The 19,280-nt window shown below is 46.4% G+C and carries 19 protein-coding genes; all 19 read left to right on the plus strand.

Annotation, left to right across the window (positions count from 1 at the left end):
- Positions 1-3: 3 nt before the first annotated feature.
- Positions 4-1,134, plus strand: a complete 1,131-nt coding sequence (gene flhB / locus R7Q46_RS18165) for a flagellar biosynthesis protein FlhB (protein ID WP_005380490.1) — start codon at positions 4-6, stop codon at positions 1,132-1,134.
- 210 nt (positions 1,135-1,344) lie between these two features.
- Complete coding sequence (flhA, locus tag R7Q46_RS18170) at positions 1,345-3,444, plus strand: flagellar biosynthesis protein FlhA (protein WP_025998722.1); 2,100 nt, start codon at positions 1,345-1,347, stop codon at positions 3,442-3,444.
- Positions 3,445-3,472: 28 nt separating this feature from the next.
- On the plus strand, positions 3,473-4,990 hold the full coding sequence (gene flhF, locus R7Q46_RS18175) for a flagellar biosynthesis protein FlhF (RefSeq protein ID WP_033907111.1): 1,518 nt from the start codon (positions 3,473-3,475) through the stop codon (positions 4,988-4,990).
- A 14-nt stretch (positions 4,991-5,004) separates the two neighbouring features.
- Positions 5,005-5,892: a MinD/ParA family protein gene (locus tag R7Q46_RS18180; protein ID WP_005380498.1), complete on the plus strand. Its 888-nt coding sequence runs from the start codon at positions 5,005-5,007 to the stop codon at positions 5,890-5,892.
- Positions 5,885-6,619, plus strand: a complete 735-nt coding sequence (locus tag R7Q46_RS18185) for an RNA polymerase sigma factor FliA (protein WP_005380499.1) — start codon at positions 5,885-5,887, stop codon at positions 6,617-6,619. Before R7Q46_RS18180 ends, R7Q46_RS18185 begins: the two co-directional genes overlap by 8 nt.
- A 45-nt stretch (positions 6,620-6,664) precedes the next feature.
- A complete protein-coding gene (gene cheY, locus R7Q46_RS18190; RefSeq protein WP_017635949.1) occupies positions 6,665-7,033 on the plus strand; it encodes a chemotaxis response regulator CheY in 369 nt (122 codons plus the stop codon).
- A 118-nt stretch (positions 7,034-7,151) separates the two neighbouring features.
- Positions 7,152-7,892, plus strand: a complete 741-nt coding sequence (locus tag R7Q46_RS18195; RefSeq protein WP_005380502.1) for a protein phosphatase CheZ — start codon at positions 7,152-7,154, stop codon at positions 7,890-7,892.
- A gap of 9 nt (positions 7,893-7,901) precedes the next feature.
- Positions 7,902-10,142: a chemotaxis protein CheA gene (locus tag R7Q46_RS18200; protein ID WP_213871956.1), complete on the plus strand. Its 2,241-nt coding sequence runs from the start codon at positions 7,902-7,904 to the stop codon at positions 10,140-10,142.
- A gap of 29 nt (positions 10,143-10,171) precedes the next feature.
- Positions 10,172-11,284, plus strand: coding sequence for a protein-glutamate methylesterase/protein-glutamine glutaminase (locus R7Q46_RS18205; protein WP_005380504.1), 1,113 nt, complete (start codon positions 10,172-10,174; stop codon positions 11,282-11,284).
- A gap of 8 nt (positions 11,285-11,292) precedes the next feature.
- Positions 11,293-12,072 (plus strand): ParA family protein, encoded by a 780-nt coding sequence (locus R7Q46_RS18210; RefSeq protein ID WP_005380505.1) that lies wholly within the window; start codon positions 11,293-11,295, stop codon positions 12,070-12,072.
- Positions 12,062-13,138, plus strand: a complete 1,077-nt coding sequence (locus R7Q46_RS18215; RefSeq protein ID WP_318077677.1) for a chemotaxis protein CheW — start codon at positions 12,062-12,064, stop codon at positions 13,136-13,138. The genes R7Q46_RS18210 and R7Q46_RS18215 overlap by 11 nt, the downstream gene beginning before the upstream one ends.
- A 35-nt stretch (positions 13,139-13,173) precedes the next feature.
- Complete coding sequence (locus R7Q46_RS18220; RefSeq protein WP_005380507.1) at positions 13,174-13,668, plus strand: chemotaxis protein CheW; 495 nt, start codon at positions 13,174-13,176, stop codon at positions 13,666-13,668.
- A gap of 13 nt (positions 13,669-13,681) precedes the next feature.
- Positions 13,682-14,176, plus strand: a complete 495-nt coding sequence (locus R7Q46_RS18225; protein ID WP_213868031.1) for a DUF2802 domain-containing protein — start codon at positions 13,682-13,684, stop codon at positions 14,174-14,176.
- A gap of 289 nt (positions 14,177-14,465) precedes the next feature.
- Positions 14,466-15,083 (plus strand): cytochrome c biogenesis heme-transporting ATPase CcmA, encoded by a 618-nt coding sequence (ccmA, locus tag R7Q46_RS18230; RefSeq protein ID WP_005380511.1) that lies wholly within the window; start codon positions 14,466-14,468, stop codon positions 15,081-15,083.
- Between the two features lies 1 nt (position 15,084).
- Entirely contained in the window at positions 15,085-15,753 is a 669-nt protein-coding gene (gene ccmB / locus R7Q46_RS18235) for a heme exporter protein CcmB (protein WP_005380512.1), read from the plus strand.
- A gap of 109 nt (positions 15,754-15,862) precedes the next feature.
- Complete coding sequence (locus tag R7Q46_RS18240) at positions 15,863-16,606, plus strand: heme ABC transporter permease (RefSeq protein WP_005380513.1); 744 nt, start codon at positions 15,863-15,865, stop codon at positions 16,604-16,606.
- Between the two features lie 11 nt (positions 16,607-16,617).
- Positions 16,618-16,824 carry a heme exporter protein CcmD gene (ccmD, locus tag R7Q46_RS18245; RefSeq protein ID WP_005380515.1) on the plus strand — a complete coding sequence of 69 codons (207 nt, stop codon included), beginning with the start codon at positions 16,618-16,620 and terminating at the stop codon, positions 16,822-16,824.
- The gene (gene ccmE, locus R7Q46_RS18250; protein ID WP_005380516.1) at positions 16,821-17,306 is read left to right on the plus strand and encodes a cytochrome c maturation protein CcmE; all 486 of its coding nucleotides are present in this window, start codon (positions 16,821-16,823) and stop codon (positions 17,304-17,306) included. The genes ccmD and ccmE overlap by 4 nt, the downstream gene beginning before the upstream one ends.
- Positions 17,303-19,279, plus strand: a complete 1,977-nt coding sequence (locus tag R7Q46_RS18255; RefSeq protein WP_064354224.1) for a heme lyase CcmF/NrfE family subunit — start codon at positions 17,303-17,305, stop codon at positions 19,277-19,279. Before ccmE ends, R7Q46_RS18255 begins: the two co-directional genes overlap by 4 nt.
- The last annotated feature ends 1 nt before the right edge of the window (position 19,280 follow it).

Below are 19,280 nucleotides of genomic sequence, written 5' to 3' on the forward strand. Positions count from 1 at the left end.
GATTTGGCAGAATCAGACGGTCAGGAACGCACCGAAGAAGCCACGCCCCGACGGTTACAACAAGCCAGAGAAAAGGGGCAGGTCGCTCGATCTAAAGAGCTGGCATCAGCATCTGTGCTGATCGTTGGCGCCATTTCATTGATGTGGTTTGGCGAGGCGTTAGCACGTTCATTGTTTTCCATCATGAGCCGTTTATTTGATCTTCAACGAGAAGAGATTTTCGATACTGCAAAACTGTTTGATATCGCTTTGGGCGCGATGAGTGATTTGTTGTTCCCACTATTTTTGGTGTTAGCGACATTGTTTACCGCCGCCATGATTGGAGCAGCAGGTGTGGGAGGAATCAGTTTTTCTGCCCAAGCGGCCATGCCCAAGCTGTCGAAAATGAATCCGCTTAGCGGTTTAAAGCGAATGGTTGGAATGCAAAGCTGGGTAGAGTTGATCAAATCAATCCTTAAAGTGGTTCTGGTCACTGGTGTCGCCATCTATTTGATCCAAGCATCGCAGGCCGATCTGATTCAATTGAGTATGGATGTGTATCCGCAAAACATCTTCCATGCTTTAGATATTTTGCTGAACTTTATTTTGCTGATCAGTTGCTCGCTATTGATTGTGGTTGCCATCGATATTCCATTTCAAATTTGGCAGCACGCCGATCAGTTAAAAATGACCAAGCAAGAAGTCAAAGACGAATACAAAGAGACTGAAGGTAAGCCGGAAGTGAAAGGCCGTATTCGTATGTTGCAAAGGGAAGCTGCTCAACGTCGAATGATGGCGGATGTTCCTCAAGCTGATGTTATTGTTACTAACCCAGAGCACTTCTCGGTAGCGCTTCGTTATAAACAGAAGACAGACCGTGCGCCAGTCGTGATCGCTAAAGGTACTGACCACATGGCGATGAAGATTCGAGAAGTCGCCCGCGAACATGACATTACGATTGTGCCCGCACCACCTTTGGCTCGTGCGTTGTACCACACGACAGAACTCGAGCAAGAGATCCCCGATGGGTTATTTACTGCCGTCGCTCAGGTTTTGGCATTTGTATTCCAATTGAAGCAATACCGAAAACGAGGTGGACAGCGCCCGAAAATTCAAGATTATGATTTGCCAATCCCACCCGAACACCGCCATTGATACGAAAAGCGGTAAAGCCTTAAAAAAGCTCGTTTGATCAAAAGCTAAGCTCTATTTGAGTGTTTAGTCATTATTTTGGCGCTAATTATGGTACATAGATTGCTTAAAACGCTTTAATTATCAACCCTACCTAAACTTTTAGGCTAAAGCGGTCGCGTATTAATAGTAAGAGCTTACGTGACGCTTCAATCGATTGAGATCTCTCGCAGTATGAAGTTAAGCCTGCCGTTTGCAGATAAATTGCCACGAATCCCTCAACGTGAAATGCCAGCTATTGGTGCTCCGGTGATGGTTTTGGCCACCCTAGCGATGGTGGTACTGCCGATTCCAGCATTTTTGCTGGATATGTTCTTCACCTTTAACATCGCGCTGTCGATGGTGGTGTTGTTAGTGACCGTTTACACACGTCGCCCTTTGGACTTCGCTGCTTTTCCAACGGTATTGCTGATCGCCACGTTGCTCCGCTTGGCTTTGAACGTTGCCTCGACTCGTGTCGTCTTACTGCATGGTCATGAAGGCGGTAATGCGGCAGGTAACGTAATTGAGGCGTTCGGTAACGTCGTTATTGGTGGTAACTACGCGGTCGGCCTAGTGGTTTTCCTCATCTTAATGATCATCAACTTTATGGTGGTGACCAAAGGTGCGGGTCGTATCTCTGAGGTAAGTGCTCGCTTTACGCTTGATGCGTTGCCGGGTAAGCAAATGGCGATTGATGCGGACTTGAATGCCGGATTGATAGACCAAGAGCAGGCAAGAGTTCGTCGTTTTGAAGTGACCAAAGAAGCGGATTTCTATGGCTCGATGGATGGTGCCTCGAAGTTCGTAAAAGGGGACGCGATTGCCGGTATTTTGATTCTGTTTATCAACATCGTCGGCGGTCTGTCGATCGGTATGGCGCAGTATGGATTGGGTTTCGGTGAAGCGATTGAAATCTATACCTTACTGACAATCGGTGATGGTTTGGTCGCACAAATCCCATCGTTATTACTGTCGATTGCAGCGGCAATGATGGTGACGCGCCAAAACACCGATGAAGACATGGGTGAACAACTGGTCTTCCAGATGTTCGACAACCCAAAAGCGCTGATGATTACTGCAGCTATTCTTGGTGTGATGGGCATCGTACCGGGCATGCCGCACTTTGCGTTTTTGAGCCTGGCAGTCGCGGCCGGTGCAGCGGCATATTTCATCGACAAACGGCAGAAGCAGAAAGCGAAAGAGCCCGCTTTACCAGCAACGGCAGATGAAGGTACAGAACCTTCATCACAGCGCGAACTGTCTTGGGATGACGTCCAGCCAGTCGATATTATTGGCTTGGAAGTCGGTTATCGCTTAATCCCTTTGGTGGACAGAGACCAAGGTGGGGAACTGTTAGAGCGCGTAAAAGGCGTGCGTAAAAAGTTATCGCAAGATTTTGGGTTCCTAATTCCAGCGGTTCATATTCGCGACAATCTTGAGCTGACCCCAAACAGTTACCGAATTACATTGATGGGGGTTGCGGTGGGCGAAGCAGAGATTCGTCCGGATCAAGAGCTAGCGATTAACCCAGGTCAGGTGTATGGCATGATTGATGGTGAGCCAACCATTGACCCTGCTTTTGGACTGGAAGCCGTATGGATCCGAGAAGATCAGCGTGAGCACGCTCAGGCCTTAGGTTATACGGTTGTTGATTCATCAACGGTATTAGCGACGCACCTGAGCCAGCTATTGACCAACAACGCGTCACAGCTAATTGGTCATGAAGAAGTAGAGAATTTATTAGAAATGTTAGGACGCAGCGCGCCTAAGTTGGTCGAGAACTTTGTTCCTGACCAATTACCATTAGGTGTGGTGGTGAAAGTCCTACAAAACTTGTTAAACGAGGCCATTCCAATCCGCGATATTCGCACGATTGTTCAAACTTTGGCTGAGTACTCAAGTAAGAGTCAAGAAGCTGACATATTGACGGCAGCAGTTCGAATTAGTCTTAAACGTCTAATTGTTCAAGAAATCAATGGTATAGAGCCTGAGTTACCAGTGATTACTTTGATCCCCGAACTGGAACAAATATTGCATCAAACTATGCAAGCATCAGGAGGCGAATCCGCGGGGATTGAACCGGGACTCGCTGAGCGATTGCAGTCTTCACTAAGCCAAGCGACACAGGAACAAGAACTGAAAGGCGAACCTGCCGTTCTGCTTACTTCCGGTGTATTACGCTCGACATTGGCAAAATTTGTGAAGAACACAATACCTAATCTCCGGGTACTGTCTTACCAAGAAATACCGGATGAAAAACAGATCAGAATTGTGCAAGCCGTGGGTAACTGATCTCACGCATCATTAATGGATTCATAGTTTGAAAATAAAGCGATTTTTTGCCAAAGACATGAGAACGGCGCTGCTCCAAGTGAAAGAGGAGTTAGGCGCGGAAGCGGTGATCATGTCAAACAAGAAAGTGGCTGGTGGAGTAGCGATTGTTGCGGCGATAGATAGTGAATCTAATCCGTCTCAAGCAAGCGCAGCGTCACAGCAAAATCGCGGTGCTTCTCAATCGAATCGCTATAACGAACATCGTCAAATGTCATCGTCTTCTGCTGATCGTTACCAAGATCGTCATTTAGATGAAGATAAAATTAGCCTGAACAGTAATAACAGTAACAATGAAAAAACAGGCTCAATGACACAGCGATTCGCTAATATGCTTAAGCAATATAGCGGTGGTGCAGCAGATGCTGACGACCACGTAGCGGAAAATGAAGATTCGCTCTCTGCTTTGCTGCAACGCCAAAATAAGCATCGCGACGGCTACAACCAAGAAAAGCCAGCGCCATATCAACCAGATTCACCTTTGGCGAAGCTAATCGCACAGGACAATCGATTTGAACGTCCGACGCCCAAGCTGGACCCGACGCGCTATGACCGACGTCGCCCAAGTGATGAGCGTGACGAATCGGCCGATGAGCTAGAAAGCATGCGCGAAGAGATGACGTCAATTCGTCGTCTGTTGGAGCACCAAGTTTCTGGCCTGATGTGGCAAGAAGTAGAACGCCGTGAGCCGCTAAGAGCTATGCTGATTAAGCGCTTAGAGCGAATGGGCGTTTCTCCGGAATTAGCAGACCAGATGGCCTGTTATATCCCGGAAGATACAAAGCCAGCGCGAGCGTGGAAAGCGTTATTGTCGCTGGTGGCGGATCAAATCAATATTCCTAAACAGGACATTTTAAAACGTGGTGGCGTAGTCGCATTGTTGGGTCCGACGGGGGTTGGGAAAACAACAACCGTAGCGAAACTCGCAGCACGCGCAGCCATGGAATACGGTGCCGACAATGTGGCCCTTGTGACAACAGATACATATCGCATAGGTGCACATGAGCAACTCTCAATTTACGGAAGAATCATGGGTTGTCCCGTAAGAGTTGCTAAAGATTCTAACGAGTTAGCCGATGTTATATATCAGCTAAGAAACAGAAGACTGATTTTGGTCGATACGGCAGGGATGGGGCAACGAGATGTGAGGCTTTCCGAGCAGCTCGACACTCTAATGCAAGAGAGCGGAGAAGTGATTCACAGCTACCTTGTTTTGCCGGCTACCGCACAACGTCGTGTTCTACAAGAAACGCTGGATCACTTCCGACGTATACCACTTTCGGGTTGTATTATGACGAAGCTTGATGAGTCATTAAGCCTAGGCGAATTCATCAGTGTAGTGATTCAAAACGCAATGCCAGTAGCTTACATCGCTAATGGTCAGCGCGTACCAGAAGACATTGTGATAGCGCAACCAAAATATATGCTTGCGAAAGCAAATGAACTGTTAGAGAAGTCGACAGAGAACGAACCTCACTTTTGGAACAGTGACAGTGAAGGACTCTAAGGCGGCGGACTACTATGACTGAGAATATGATACACGATCAAGCAAGCGGCCTCCGTCGCTTAACACAACCATCGTTGACCAAAGTGATTGCTGTTACTGGCGGCAAAGGTGGTGTGGGGAAATCAAACGTAACACTGGGTCTGGCGATTTGTATGGCTCGCCAAGGCAAGAAGGTGATGGTTCTCGACGCTGATTTAGGTCTGGCCAATGTGGACGTGATGCTCGGAATTCGTGCAAAACGTAATCTAGGACATGTCTTAGCGGGTGAATGTGAGCTAAAAGATGCGATTGTCGAAGGGCCTTATGGTATAAAGATAATTCCTGCAACTTCTGGCACACAGAGCATGACAGAGCTTTCTCACGCTCAGCATGCCGGACTCATCCGAGCATTTGGTAGTCTTGAAGACGAAATGGATGTCCTGCTGATTGATACCGCTGCTGGTATCTCTGACATGGTAATCAGTTTTTCGCGAGCAGCTCAAGATGTGGTTGTAGTTGTGTGTGATGAACCGACGTCAATCACAGATGCCTATGCATTAATCAAGCTGTTGAGTAAAGAACACCAAGTTCAACGCTTTAAAGTTGTAGCAAATATGGTCAGAAGCTACCGTGAAGGGCGAGAATTGTTTGCAAAGTTGACACTAGTCACAGAGCGATTCTTGAATGTTAGCCTTGAACTCGTAGCATGTATTCCATTAGATGATAAAGTACGACAGGCTGTAAAAAGACAAAAAATTGTCGTTGATGCGTTCCCACGCTCGCCTGCCGCTTTAGCTATCAGCTCACTAGCAAACAAAGCGTTGACGTGGCCACTACCGAAAACACCAAGTGGACACTTGGAATTTTTTGTGGAAAGGTTGCTAAATCGTACCGAATTCGCAGAGGACCCTTTTGGTGAATAAAGCGATAACCTATGACCAACATGGCAAATTTAATAGCCAGCAGGCGTTCATTGAACGTTATTCAGTGTTGGTTAAGCGCATTGCTCACCACCTACTAGGCCGTTTACCGCCGAGTGTTCAGGTAGAGGATTTAATTCAGGCCGGCATGATCGGTCTTATCGAAGCTCAGCAGAATTATGATGGTTCTAAAGGTGCGAGCTTTGAAACTTATGCAGGTATCCGTATTCGTGGCGCAATGTTAGATGACATGCGTAAAGGCGATTGGGTACCGCGTTCTGTTCATAAAAATAATCGAGAGATTAACCAAGCGATTGCGGAGCTGGAAGGCGAATTAAATCGAGATCCTACTGATTCTGAAGTAGCCACGCATCTCGGTATGACACTGGATCAATATCATAGTGCTCTTACCGATATCAACTGCTCAAAATTAGTCGGTATTGAAGATTTAGGCGTTTCTGATGATGTGATTTCACCGGCGGATGAAACCGATGACAGCAACCCATTCAAAGGGGTAGTTGATGAATCATTTCGAAAAGCACTGGTTGAATCAATAAAACAGCTTCCAGAGCGTGAAGCTTTGGTTCTTTCGCTTTATTATGATGAAGAACTCAATTTGAAAGAAATTGGCGATGTGTTAGGCGTAAGCGAATCTCGCGTAAGTCAAATACTGAGTCAAGCGATGCAACGTTTACGTACCAAGCTCAGTGCGTGGACACAAAATGACTAAAAACACTGATTTTACGATTCAGTGGAGGCAATTTTGAATAAAAACATGAAGATCCTTATTGTTGATGATTTCTCAACAATGCGCCGTATTGTTAAAAACCTGCTTCGTGACTTGGGTTTCAATAACACTCAAGAAGCGGACGATGGTTTAACCGCATTACCAATGCTGAAAAAAGGTGACTTCGATTTTGTTGTAACTGACTGGAACATGCCAGGTATGCAAGGCATCGATTTGCTTAAACACATCCGCGCGGATGCAGAACTTAAGCATCTGCCAGTTCTAATGATCACGGCTGAAGCGAAGCGTGAGCAGATCATTGAAGCTGCTCAAGCAGGTGTAAACGGCTACATTGTTAAGCCATTTACTGCTGCAACATTAAAAGAAAAATTAGATAAAATTTTCGAGCGTTTATAACTCTCTCTTTCTCTTTGTTATTCGAGTCATTCATACCAATTATTAAATACCTATTAAATGACTCGTTTAGCGTTTTCAAAGTGATAAGAAGAACTAAACGTAAAAGGGTCTATTCAGAATGATCTCACTAGAGCAGGCGAAGTCACTCGTTCAAATGCTAGAAAACGGGGAACAAGACCAAGCCAATATGCTTGTTGCCTCGATCTACGAAGGTGCCGATAACCCAATGCTGCAAGAAATTGGAGCGTTAACTCGAGACCTTCACGAATCACTCAAGCAGTTCAGTCTCGATCAGCGCATGACCGAAATTGCGAAAGACGAAATCCCTAACGCTAGGGATCGTCTCAATTATGTGATCGAGAAGACAGAGCTTGCAGCCAACAAAACAATGGATGCGGTCGACTGCTGCCTTCCTATCGCTGACAACCTGCATGATTGCCTTCTAAAAGTTCGTCCTCAATGGAATGAACTCATGCACGGGCGCATAGAATTAAGCGAATTTAAAGCACTGTGCCACCGAATCGACGGGCTATTAGTGCAAGTCGAAGGTGACAGCACTGAATTGCGCGGCCAGTTGACCGAAATTCTCATGGCGCAAGACTTCCAAGACCTAACTGGCCAAATCATTCGCCGCGTAATTACGTTGGTTAATGAAGTAGAAGGCCGCTTAGTGGAAATCCTAACCGTATTCTCTGGAAATAAACTTGAAGAACACATTCAAGTTTTGTCAGAACCGGCAGATAAAAAGAATACACAAACAAGCGAAGCCGAAGGCCCGATTCTTCATCCAGAACTGAGAGAAGATGCGGTTTCATCGCAGGACGAAGTCGATGACTTGTTGTCCAGTCTTGGATTTTAAAGGTAACGTATGAGCTACGATTTAGACGAAGATATTCTTCAGGACTTTCTCATTGAAGCTGGGGAAATTCTCGAGCTGCTTTCTGAGCAGTTGGTTGAATTGGAAAATAACCCAGAAGACAAAGACTTACTTAATGCTATTTTCCGCGGGTTTCATACCGTAAAAGGCGGTGCCGGCTTCCTTTCATTGGCAGAGCTAGTCGATACTTGTCATGGTGCGGAGAACGTGTTCGACGTTTTACGAAACGGTCAACGCACGGTAACGCAAAACTTAATGGATACGATGCTAAAAGCCTTGGATACGGTTAATACCCAGTTCCAGGCTGTTCAAGATCGTGAGCCGTTAGAAGCTGCGGACCCTGAGCTTCTTGAAGAACTTCATCGTCTATGCAAACCTGAGTCAGAAGATGAAGTAGCGGCAACCGTAGTTGAAGAACCAGTGGCTACTCCAGAGCCTATTATTCCCGAGCCTAACACCGAAGAACCTGCTGCGCCGTCAGCACCATCAAGTGTCGGCTCTGTTGATGAAATTACCCAAGACGAATTCGAAAAGCTATTGGATGAGCTTCATGGTAAAGGTTCAGCGCCAGGCAACTCAATGTCTGCGACACCTACAACGCCATCTGAACCGCCTCAATCGAGTGCACCATCAGTTGAAAGTGGTGATATCACTGATGATGAGTTTGAACGCTTACTCGATGAACTGCACGGTGTAGGAAAAAGCCCCTCTACGGCAGAGGCTGCTGCATCTGCATCCGTACCAGTAGAGCCACCTAAAGCGGCAGAGCCTTCCGCTCCAGTGGCATCTTCATCAAATCAAGACAGTGACTTAATGACGGACGAAGAGTTCGAAAAGTTACTCGATGAGCTACATGGTTCAGGTAAAGGCCCAACGCTAGAAGAATTGGACATGGCAACGAAGCCTGCTTCAGCAAACGTAGAGCAAAGCCCTGCGAAACCTGAGCCTGTTGCTAAGCCAGCACCTGTTCAAGCAGCGCCAGCACCAAAGCCAGAATCTAAACCAGTCGCGGTAAAAGAAGAAGCCAAAGCACCAGCGGTTAAAAAACCTCAGGCTGAAGCAACCGTTCGTGTTGATACCTCGACGCTTGATACCATCATGAACATGGTGGGTGAGCTCGTATTGGTGCGTAACCGTCTACTAAGCCTTGGTTTGAATAGCGACAACGAAGAGATGTCCAAAGCGGTCGCTAACCTTGATGTGGTAACTGCGGATCTACAAGGCGCGGTAATGAAAACGCGTATGCAGCCAATTAAGAAAGTGTTTGGCCGTTTCCCACGCGTTGTCCGTGACTTGGCTCGTAACCTAAATAAAGACATCGTGCTAGAAATGCGCGGTGAAGAAACCGATCTCGATAAAAACCTTGTAGAAGCATTGGCCGATCCGTTGATTCACTTGGTGCGTAACTCGGTTGATCACGGTATTGAAATGCCAGACGCACGCGCGAAGGCAGGCAAATCACGCACAGGTAAAGTGATTTTGTCAGCATCGCAAGAAGGGGACCATATTGAACTATCCATCGTAGATGATGGTGGCGGTATGGACCCGAACAAACTGCGTGGCATCGCGGTGAAGCGTGGCATGATGGATGAAGATGCGGCGGCACGTTTAACAGATAAAGAGTGCTTCAACCTTATCTTCGCACCTGGCTTCTCAAGTAAAGATAAAATTTCTGACATTTCTGGTCGTGGTGTGGGTATGGACGTGGTTAAGACGGCGATCAATACCTTAAACGGTTCAATCGATATCGATTCTGAGCTAGGCAAGGGCACTAAGATTACGATCAAAGTACCACTAACGTTAGCGATTTTACCGACTCTGATGGTTGGTGTTGGCGGTCATCCTTTTGCTCTACCACTGGCTTCGGTGAGTGAAATTTTCCACTTGGATCTTAGTCGTACAAACGTGGTAGATGGTCAGCTGACGATCATTGTGCGTGAGAAATCTATCCCACTATTTTACTTACAAAACTGGTTGGCATCCAAATCGCAAAACGTTCAAGAGCGTACTGGTCACGGTCACGTGGTGATTGTACAGATTGGTAACCAGCGCGTTGGTTTTGTTGTGGATACGCTTATTGGTCAAGAAGAAGTGGTTATTAAGCCACTCGATAATCTATTACAAGGCACTCCAGGTATGGCTGGTGCGACAATTACTAGCGATGGCCATATTGCATTAATTCTAGATGTGCCTGATTTACTTAAGCGATATGCTGCGGCTTCACGCCTTTAAGCAAAGCTGACGTTATTAAAAGGAATAAGATGGCGATTAAAGTACTAGTCGTTGATGATTCGAGTTTTTTCCGACGTCGCGTGAGCGAAATCATCAACTCAGAATCGCGCCTAGAAGTGATTGACGTTGCGGTAAATGGTAGAGAGGCGGTTGAGAAAGCCAAATCTCTCAAACCTGACGTCATCACGATGGATATTGAAATGCCAGTGATGGATGGCATTACAGCTGTACGTGAAATAATGGCCGCTGCTCCAACGCCAATTCTAATGTTTTCGTCCCTGACCCACGACGGGGCGAAAGCTACGCTTGATGCGCTAGATGCGGGCGCATTGGACTTCTTACCGAAAAAGTTTGAGGACATTGCGCGTAACCGTGAAGAAGCGGTGTCATTACTTCAACAGCGTGTGATTCAGATTGCCTCGAAGCGCGCTTTCATGCGTCGACCTATCGCTCGCCCAACAGCGAGTACCAGCACGACTACTCGATCATTAGGTTCAAGAACGGCTTCACCTGTGACTCCAACACCAACTCGACCTGCTGCGACAAAGTACCGTGCTTCTGGTAAGAAGTATCAATTGACGGCAATTGGCACATCAACAGGTGGCCCCGTTGCTCTACAAAAAATTCTGACGCGCTTGCCGATGAACTATCCGCATCCGATTGTATTGATTCAACACATGCCAGCAACGTTTACTGCTGCGTTTGCCAGCCGTTTGAACACCTTGTGTAAGATTCAAGTGAAAGAAGCACAAGATGGCGATGTGTTACAGCCCGGTGTGGCATACCTTGCACCAGGTGGGAAACAAATGATGGTGGATGGACGAGCGGGCGCTGCTCGTCTTCGCATTATTGATGGCGGCGACCGCATGAACTACAAACCATGTGTGGATGTGACTTTTGGTTCTGCCGCAAAAGTATATGGCGACAAAGTGCTCTCTTTAGTGTTGACAGGCATGGGTGCAGACGGTCGTGAGGGCGCTCGCATGTTGAAGTCTTCAGGCTCAACAATTTGGGCACAAGATGAAGAAAGTTGTGTTGTTTATGGCATGCCCCAAGCGGTTGCTAAAGCAGGCATTTCTTCAGAAGATTTACCGCTTGACCGCATTGCTGAACGCATGTTGGTGGAAGTTGGCCTAGCTTAGGATTCATCATGATTGTTTGGAGTGTAGCTAACCAGAAAGGAGGCGTGGGTAAAACCACCTCAACAGTGACATTGGCGGGCTTATTGAGCCAGAAAGGCCATCGAGTATTGATGGTTGATACTGACCCTCACGCCTCACTGACTACTTATCTCGGTTATGATCCTGATGCAGTAACTTCGAGCCTATTTGATTTATTCCAGTTGAAGACGTTTTCTCGTGAGACGGTTAAGCCGTTGATTTTAGAAACAGAGCTGGAAGGAATGGATATCATTCCCGCGCATATGTCCCTTGCCACGCTTGATCGCGTAATGGGTAATCGCAGTGGTATGGGATTAATCTTAAAACGGGCGCTGCAAACTGTCTCACAAGACTATGACTATGTGTTGATTGACTGTCCGCCAATCCTTGGCGTGATGATGGTGAACGCGTTGGCAGCCAGTGACCGAATTTTGATTCCTGTTCAAACAGAGTTTTTGGCGATGAAAGGTCTAGAGCGCATGATGCGTACGCTAACCATTATGCAAAAATCTCGCCCGGGCGGTTTCAAAGTGACTATCGTCCCAACCATGTACGATAAGCGCACGAAAGCGTCATTGCAGACATTGATGCAACTGAAAAAAGATTACCCAAATCAAGTGTGGACCTCAGCGGTGCCTATAGATACCAAGTTCCGCGATGCCAGTTTAAAGCACTTGCCAGCTTCGCACTTTGCATCTGGTAGCCGTGGTGTGTTTGCCTATAAACAGCTACTGATTTACCTGGAGAGGTTGGCGTTCGATGAGCAGTAATGATGTGCTGTCCAGTGAACAAGCACTTGATGACTACTTTAATGCATTACTGGATGATGAAACTGAAATAACGACTCTTGAGGAAGACCTTGACCTGTTGGCTCAAGAGGTATCATCTGCAGAGCCAGAGCCAGAGCCAGAGCCAGAGCCAGAGCCAGAGCCAGAGCCAGAGCCAGAGCCAGAGCCAGAGCCAGAGCCAGAATTACAGCTACAATACTCGGAGCCAGAAACGTACCAGTTTCAAGAAACATATCCGCCAGAGTTGGAAGCTCCAAACCTGGAAGATGTTCAAAGGCTATTAAGTCAGCTTGAAGCAAGCAACCCAGTGGCTGAGTTGGATATTGATAGTATTCTTGAACAAAATACGATTGATATTGCAGCAGAGATAAAAGCGGCTGAGCCTGAGGTACAAACCTTTAGTGAGGTGCCTGAGCTTCAGGGTGTTGAGGAAATACAGGACTGGGTGATTGATGAGCCAGTTTTTGAGGATGCGCAACCAGAGGTGGATGAACCTCACGCAGTGATCGAACAAAGTATCAATATAGAAGCGAACGTCGATACTGAACTCGAAACACAAGCAGATTCCGATATACCAACGGTCTGGGAAAGCACGAAGCGAAGTGAGGACTTCCAAGTTCTTTACTTTGATGTGAATGGTGTCACGTTTGCTGTACCTCTTGATGAGTTAGGTGGTATTCATCGCATTAGCGAGCTTAACCATTTGATAGGAAAACCCGCCTGGTATTTGGGGCTACAAACAAATCGCGAGCAGCAGTTTGATGTCGTCGATACCGCGAAATGGGTGATGGCAGATAAGCTTCGTGATGATAGCTATAAAGATAACTACCAATATGTCGTCATGCTTGGTGAGAGCATGTGGGGGTTGGCCAGTAACCAATTAATGGGGACTGAAACGCTTAATATCGACAAGGTTCGCTGGCGTGAGCAGGCGGGTAAACGCCCTTGGCTAGCGGGCATGGTAAAAGAAAAAATGTGTGCCTTAATTCATGTCCAGGCGCTCATTGACATGCTAAACGCCGGTTTAGATGTCAAATCACTGAATTAGATTTAAGTCGGGAACGACATTAACGAGGATTAACTATGTCTCAAGCTTTTGAAGTAGAAGTGAAGAAAGATGCATCGAATGACGAAGTTCTTCAGTGGGTGACGTTCCAGCTAGAAGAAGAAACGTACGGCATCAACGTAATGCAAGTTCGTGAAGTACTTCGTTATACTGAAATTGCCCCTGTTCCAGGTGCACCAGATTATGTACTTGGTATCATCAACCTACGCGGTAATGTAGTTACTGTTATCGATACACGTTCACGTTTTGGCCTGATGGAAGGTGAAGTCACCGACAACACTCGTATTATTGTGATCGAGTCTGAGCGTCAAGTGATCGGTATCTTAGTAGATAGCGTGGCAGAAGTCGTTTATCTGCGTTCTTCTGAAATTGATACGACGCCTTCAGTTGGTACCGACGAGAGTGCGAAGTTCATCCAGGGTGTGAGCAACCGTGACGGCAAGCTTCTTATCCTTGTGGATTTGAACAAGCTGCTAACAGATGACGAGTGGGACGAGATGGCTCACCTTTAATGGCTGAATGATGATGGCTGAAGAGACTCTTTTATCTGCTCCATTCCTTGCGGGTGGCGTCGCTTTTATCGTGTTAGTATTGGTTGTTTTGCAACTGCGGATTCGCTCGGGGTTACAAAAGCAGTTAGACCAACAACGATCTCAATCTCGACACGCAGATAAAGAAGTGCAAAAGTTGAGTAAGCAGTTACTCGAAGTGCGCTCGGTTGTCGTTGGTCTTGGACAAAAAGTGACGGAGCAACAAGACATTATTCAGCACTTAAACGAGAGAATTCGCGAACTCGAACACGCTGATACTGATGGTCGCTTGTATAGTCGCGCTTCTAAAATGGTACAGCTTGGCGCTGATATCAACGAGCTGATTGAAGAGTGCGAACTACCAAAAGCCGAAGCTGAGTTGATGCTTTCACTGCAGAAGAAACTGGCAGGGAAAGAGAAGATTCCACCATTAAGTGGTCAGCCATCAGATGATGCAGAATATCCAACGCGTGGACGTCGTCGACGCTAAAGGTTATCAAGCGATAAAAAAGAGGCGTTATTACGCCTCTTTTTTGTTTTTAGCCGTTAATGCTCTTCTTAAATACACCCCTAGATAACCTTCAGTCGATCTTGCTCTTAGCTCTGGCCTCTCAAATTCAAAATGAGCGCTTATAACTACTTATAGTTAATTTTATTAAAGTGTGATGATTAATTAACAAAAATACATGAACTTACATGTAACCTAGCCCTCTTATCCTGTTTTGTCATAACTAAGCTGTGCTAATATAGCGGCTCGTTCATTTTTTAGTTGAAGCTCTATGTTAGAAGTGTCTAACCTGACAGCAATCCGTGATGAAAGGGTTCTGTTTGAAAACCTGCAGTTTGAAATTAAGCCTGGTGAATTGGTCCAGATCGAAGGGCGTAATGGTACTGGTAAAACTACATTGCTACGGATTGTGACAGGGTTAGGTGATAGAGAAGAAGGTGTCATTAAATGGAAAGGCGAAGAGGTTGAAAAATCTCGTGATGTTTTCCATCAAGATCTGCTTTTCTTAGGACATCAAACAGGAGTGAAACGAGAGCTTACCGCATTAGAAAACTTACGTTTTTATCAATCTATTCAAAATAATCGCTCTTCAGACGAAGAAATCTTCATCGCTTTAACTCAAGTAGGATTAGCTGGTCGAGAAGATGTGCCTGTAGCACAACTTTCCGCAGGTCAGCAACGACGAGTCGCATTGGCAAGGTTATGGCTCAGTAAGCAAATTTTATGGATCTTAGATGAGCCGTTGACTGCCATTGATAAGCAAGGTGTCAAGGTGCTTGAATCTTTGTTCGCAAGTCATGCTGATAATGGCGGTATTGTTGTGTTGACGACGCATCAAGATATGTTTGCGGACAGCCCGAAACTTAGAAAAATAAAGCTGGGTGACTGATATGATTTCCTCGATGACCACCATCATTCGTCGTGAGCTCTTAATCGCATTTCGCCGTCAGGCAGACATTCTGAACCCGCTGTGGTTCTTTATTATTGTCATTACTCTCTTTCCTCTGAGTATTGGACCAGAACCTAATTTGTTAGCACGTATTGCAGCGGGCATCGTTTGGGTTGCCGCATTGCTGTCCGCCTTATTATCATTAGAGCGTCTATTTCGTGATGATTTTCAAGACGGTGCACTAGAACAAATGATGCTAATGCCGATTCCATTGCAACTTGTCGTGGTTTCAAAGGTCATAGCACATTGGTTGTTAACAGGGTTACCTCTGATTTTAATTAGCCCATTATTGGCGGTTTTACTTTCGCTCGACTTCAATACTTGGCTATCGGTTGTATTAACCTTGATGATCGGTACACCAACACTAAGTTTTATTGGCGCCATTGGTGTGGCGTTGACTGTTGGGTTGCAAAAGGGTGGCGTTCTTTTGAGTTTGCTTATTCTTCCGCTCTACATCCCAATTTTGATTTTCGCAACATCGGCAATTGATGCTGCGGCACTCGGTATGGCGTATAACGGTCAACTAGCGATTTTAGGTGCGATGCTAATGGGGGCGATGACATTAACGCCTTTTGCCATCAGTGCCGCATTGCGAGTTAGTGTTAACTAACTCAATAAAGTGCCAATGAAGCGGCGCTTGATCAAAGAATTATTATTAAAGCACTGCTACGGTCTCAACCCTTTAGACAGTGTCCCTGAAGTAAGAGTGAGAACAAAACATGTGGAAATGGCTACATCCTTATGCCAAGCCAGAAGCAGCTTATCGTTTGAGTGGTAAGTTTCTGCCTTGGTTTTCTGTATTGGCCCTCGTATGCTTATCGGTTGGTACGGTTTGGGGGCTTGCATTTGCGCCTTCAGATTACCAACAAGGTGACAGTTTCCGAATCATCTACATTCATGTCCCATCAGCTATTTGGTCTATGGGCGTTTATATGTCGATGGCGATCGCTGCATTTATTGGCCTAGTATGGCAAGTTCGCCTATCTGATATGGCGGCACTTGCGATGGCTCCGATTGGTGCAGTATTTACTTTTATTGCTCTACTTACAGGTGCTGTTTGGGGCAAGCCTATGTGGGGCACTTGGTGGGTATGGGATGCCCGTCTTACATCTGAATTGATTCTTCTATTTCTCTACCTTGGTGTGATTGCGCTTTACCATGCGTTTGACGATCAAAAAACCGCCGCAAAAGCTGCTGGTATTTTAGCGATCGTAGGCGTAGTAAACCTACCTATCATTCACTTTTCCGTGGAATGGTGGAACACGCTTCATCAAGGTGCGACGATCACGAAATTTGAACAACCTTCTATTTCATCCGACATGCTTTGGCCGTTATTGCTGAACATCTTTGGCTTTGCGTTCTTCTTTGGTGCCGTGACGATGGTCCGTTTTCGTAACGAAATCATCAGTAAAGAAAGTCACCGCCCTTGGGTGCGCAAACTCGCAACAGAACAAACTCAGTGAGGTAACTGATTATGCATTTTGAATCTCTGAGCGACTTTTTTGCCATGGGTGGCTACGCATCATACGTATGGAGTGCGTTTGGTATTACTTTCTTATCCATGCTGATTCTTCTGATCACTAGCCTTCGCCGCGGTGATGCATTATTGAAAGAAGTGAAAGCAAAAATTGACCGTCAAGCTCGTATCGACGCAGCGAAGAACATGGAGAACACCTTATGAACCCGAGACGTAAAAAGAGGCTAGGTATTGTACTAGCGATCTTTATCGGTATTAGTGCCACCATTGGTTTGATACTTTATGCGCTTAACCAAAATATGGACCTTTTCTACACTCCAACGGAATTGGTTAATGGTAAGCCAGATGGCACCAAGCCAGAAGTAGGCCAGCGTCTGCGTATCGGTGGAATGGTGGTTGTGGGCTCAGTTCGTCGAGATCCTAATTCTTTGAAAGTGAGTTTTGACCTGCACGATGTCGGTCCGAAAGTGACGATTACCTATGACGGTATTCTTCCTGACTTGTTCCGTGAAGGGCAGGGTATTGTTGCTCAAGGTGTACTGAAAGATGCCACGACAGTTGAGGCATTTGAGGTCCTAGCGAAGCACGATGAAGAATACATGCCACCAGAAATTGCAGAAGCGATGAAGAAAACGCATGAACCGCTTCAATACAGCACCGAACAGAAACAAGGAAGCGGCCAATGATTGCTGAAATCGGTCACTTTGCTCTCATTCTTTCGCTTGCAATGGCAGTGCTGTTGAGCGTATTGCCATTGTGGGGAGCATCGAATAATAACACCATGCTCATGAACACAGCGCGACCGCTATCTTGGTCTATGTTCCTGATGCTGTTGTTCTCTTTCGCCATTTTATGTTGGGGATTTTATACTAACGACTTCACGTTACAGTATGTAGCGAGCAACTCGAATAGTCAGCTTCCTTGGTACTACCGTTTAACCGCAGTATGGGGTGCACACGAAGGTTCACTGTTGCTATGGGTGTTAATCCAAGCTGCTTGGACTGTCGCTGTAGCGACGTTTAGTCGTGGTATGCCGCAAGAGTCGGTTGCACGTGTACTTGCTGTTATGGGCATGATCTCAGTGGGTTTCCTACTGTTTATCATCCTAACGTCAAATCCATTCCTACGTACGTTACCGTTCTTCCCGGTTGACGGACGTGACTTGAACCCTCTGCTTCAAGACCCTGGTTTAATTGTTCACCCGCCAATGCTTTACATGGGCTATGTTGGTTTCTCGGTTGCGTTCTCTTTTGCGATCGCATCCCTAATGACTGGACGCCTTGACACGGCTTGGGCTCGTTGGTCTCGTCCTTGGACAACCGCTGCATGGGTATTTTTAACACTTGGTATCGCACTAGGTTCTTGGTGGGCTTACTACGAACTTGGCTGGGGTGGCTGGTGGTTCTGGGACCCAGTAGAAAACGCATCATTCATGCCTTGGTTAGCGGGTACCGCATTAATGCACTCTCTTGCCGTGACAGAAAAACGCGGCACATTTAAAGCGTGGACGGTACTATTGGCAATCTCTGCATTTTCGTTGAGTTTGTTGGGCACCTTCTTAGTCCGTTCCGGTATTTTAGTATCGGTGCACGCGTTCGCGTCTGACCCGTCGCGCGGTATGTTTATTCTAGGCTTCCTCGTTTTCGTTATCGGTGGCTCTTTATTGCTGTTTGCCGTAAAAGGGGCAGCAGTGCGTGTACGAGGTAACTTCGACTTAGTCTCACGTGAAAATGCGCTCTTAGCCAACAACGTATTACTTATCGCCGCTCTTGTTGTGGTGTTAGTGGGGACACTGTTGCCGCTCGTACACAAGCAGCTTGGTTTGGGGTCGGTCTCTATCGGTGCGCCATTCTTTGATATGCTATTTGCGTGGTTAATGATGCCATTTGCTTTCCTGCTTGGTATTGGCCCTCTTATTCGTTGGAAGCGAGACAATTTATCTAAACTTGTGAAGCCAATGCTCGTTTCAGGTGTGCTTGCTTTCGCCTTGGCCGCGCTATGCGTGTACCTGTTTGCCGATTTCTTCTCAACCATGGCTTACATTGGTTGGGTGATGGCGATTTGGATTATTGCGATGCATGGCTTTGAACTGTACGAGCGCGCAACGCACCGTCATAGCTTTAGTGAAGGTGTTCGCAAGCTGCAACGTAGCCACTGGGCAATGATGTTGGGTCATGTTGGTCTGGCGGTATCTGTTATCGGTATTGCGATGGTACAGAACTACAGCATCGAGCGTGATGTACGTTTAGCACCTGGCGAACACTTCCAAATTCAAGGCTATGATTTCTACTTCTCAGGCTTGCGTGATAAAGATGGTCCAAACTACGATGGCTACATCGCAGACTTTGAGATCACACACAATGGCAAATACGTGAATACGCTTCACGCAGAGAAGCGCTTCTACCGTACGGCTAAGTCTATGATGACTGAAGCAGCCATTGACCGTGGTATTAGCCGCGACTTATACATTGCAATGGGTGAACGTTTAGACGACAACCGATCTTGGGCTGTTCGTATTTACTATAAACCGTTCGTTCGTTGGATTTGGGCTGGCTCTTTGATTATGGCATTAGGCGGCGCACTAGCGATTTCTGATAAACGCTACCGCTTCCGTAAATCGCCGAAGAAAAATGCGAAGTCAAAAGAGCAGGAGGCATAAC

It is taken from the genome of Vibrio sp. 811 (assembly GCF_033339195.1).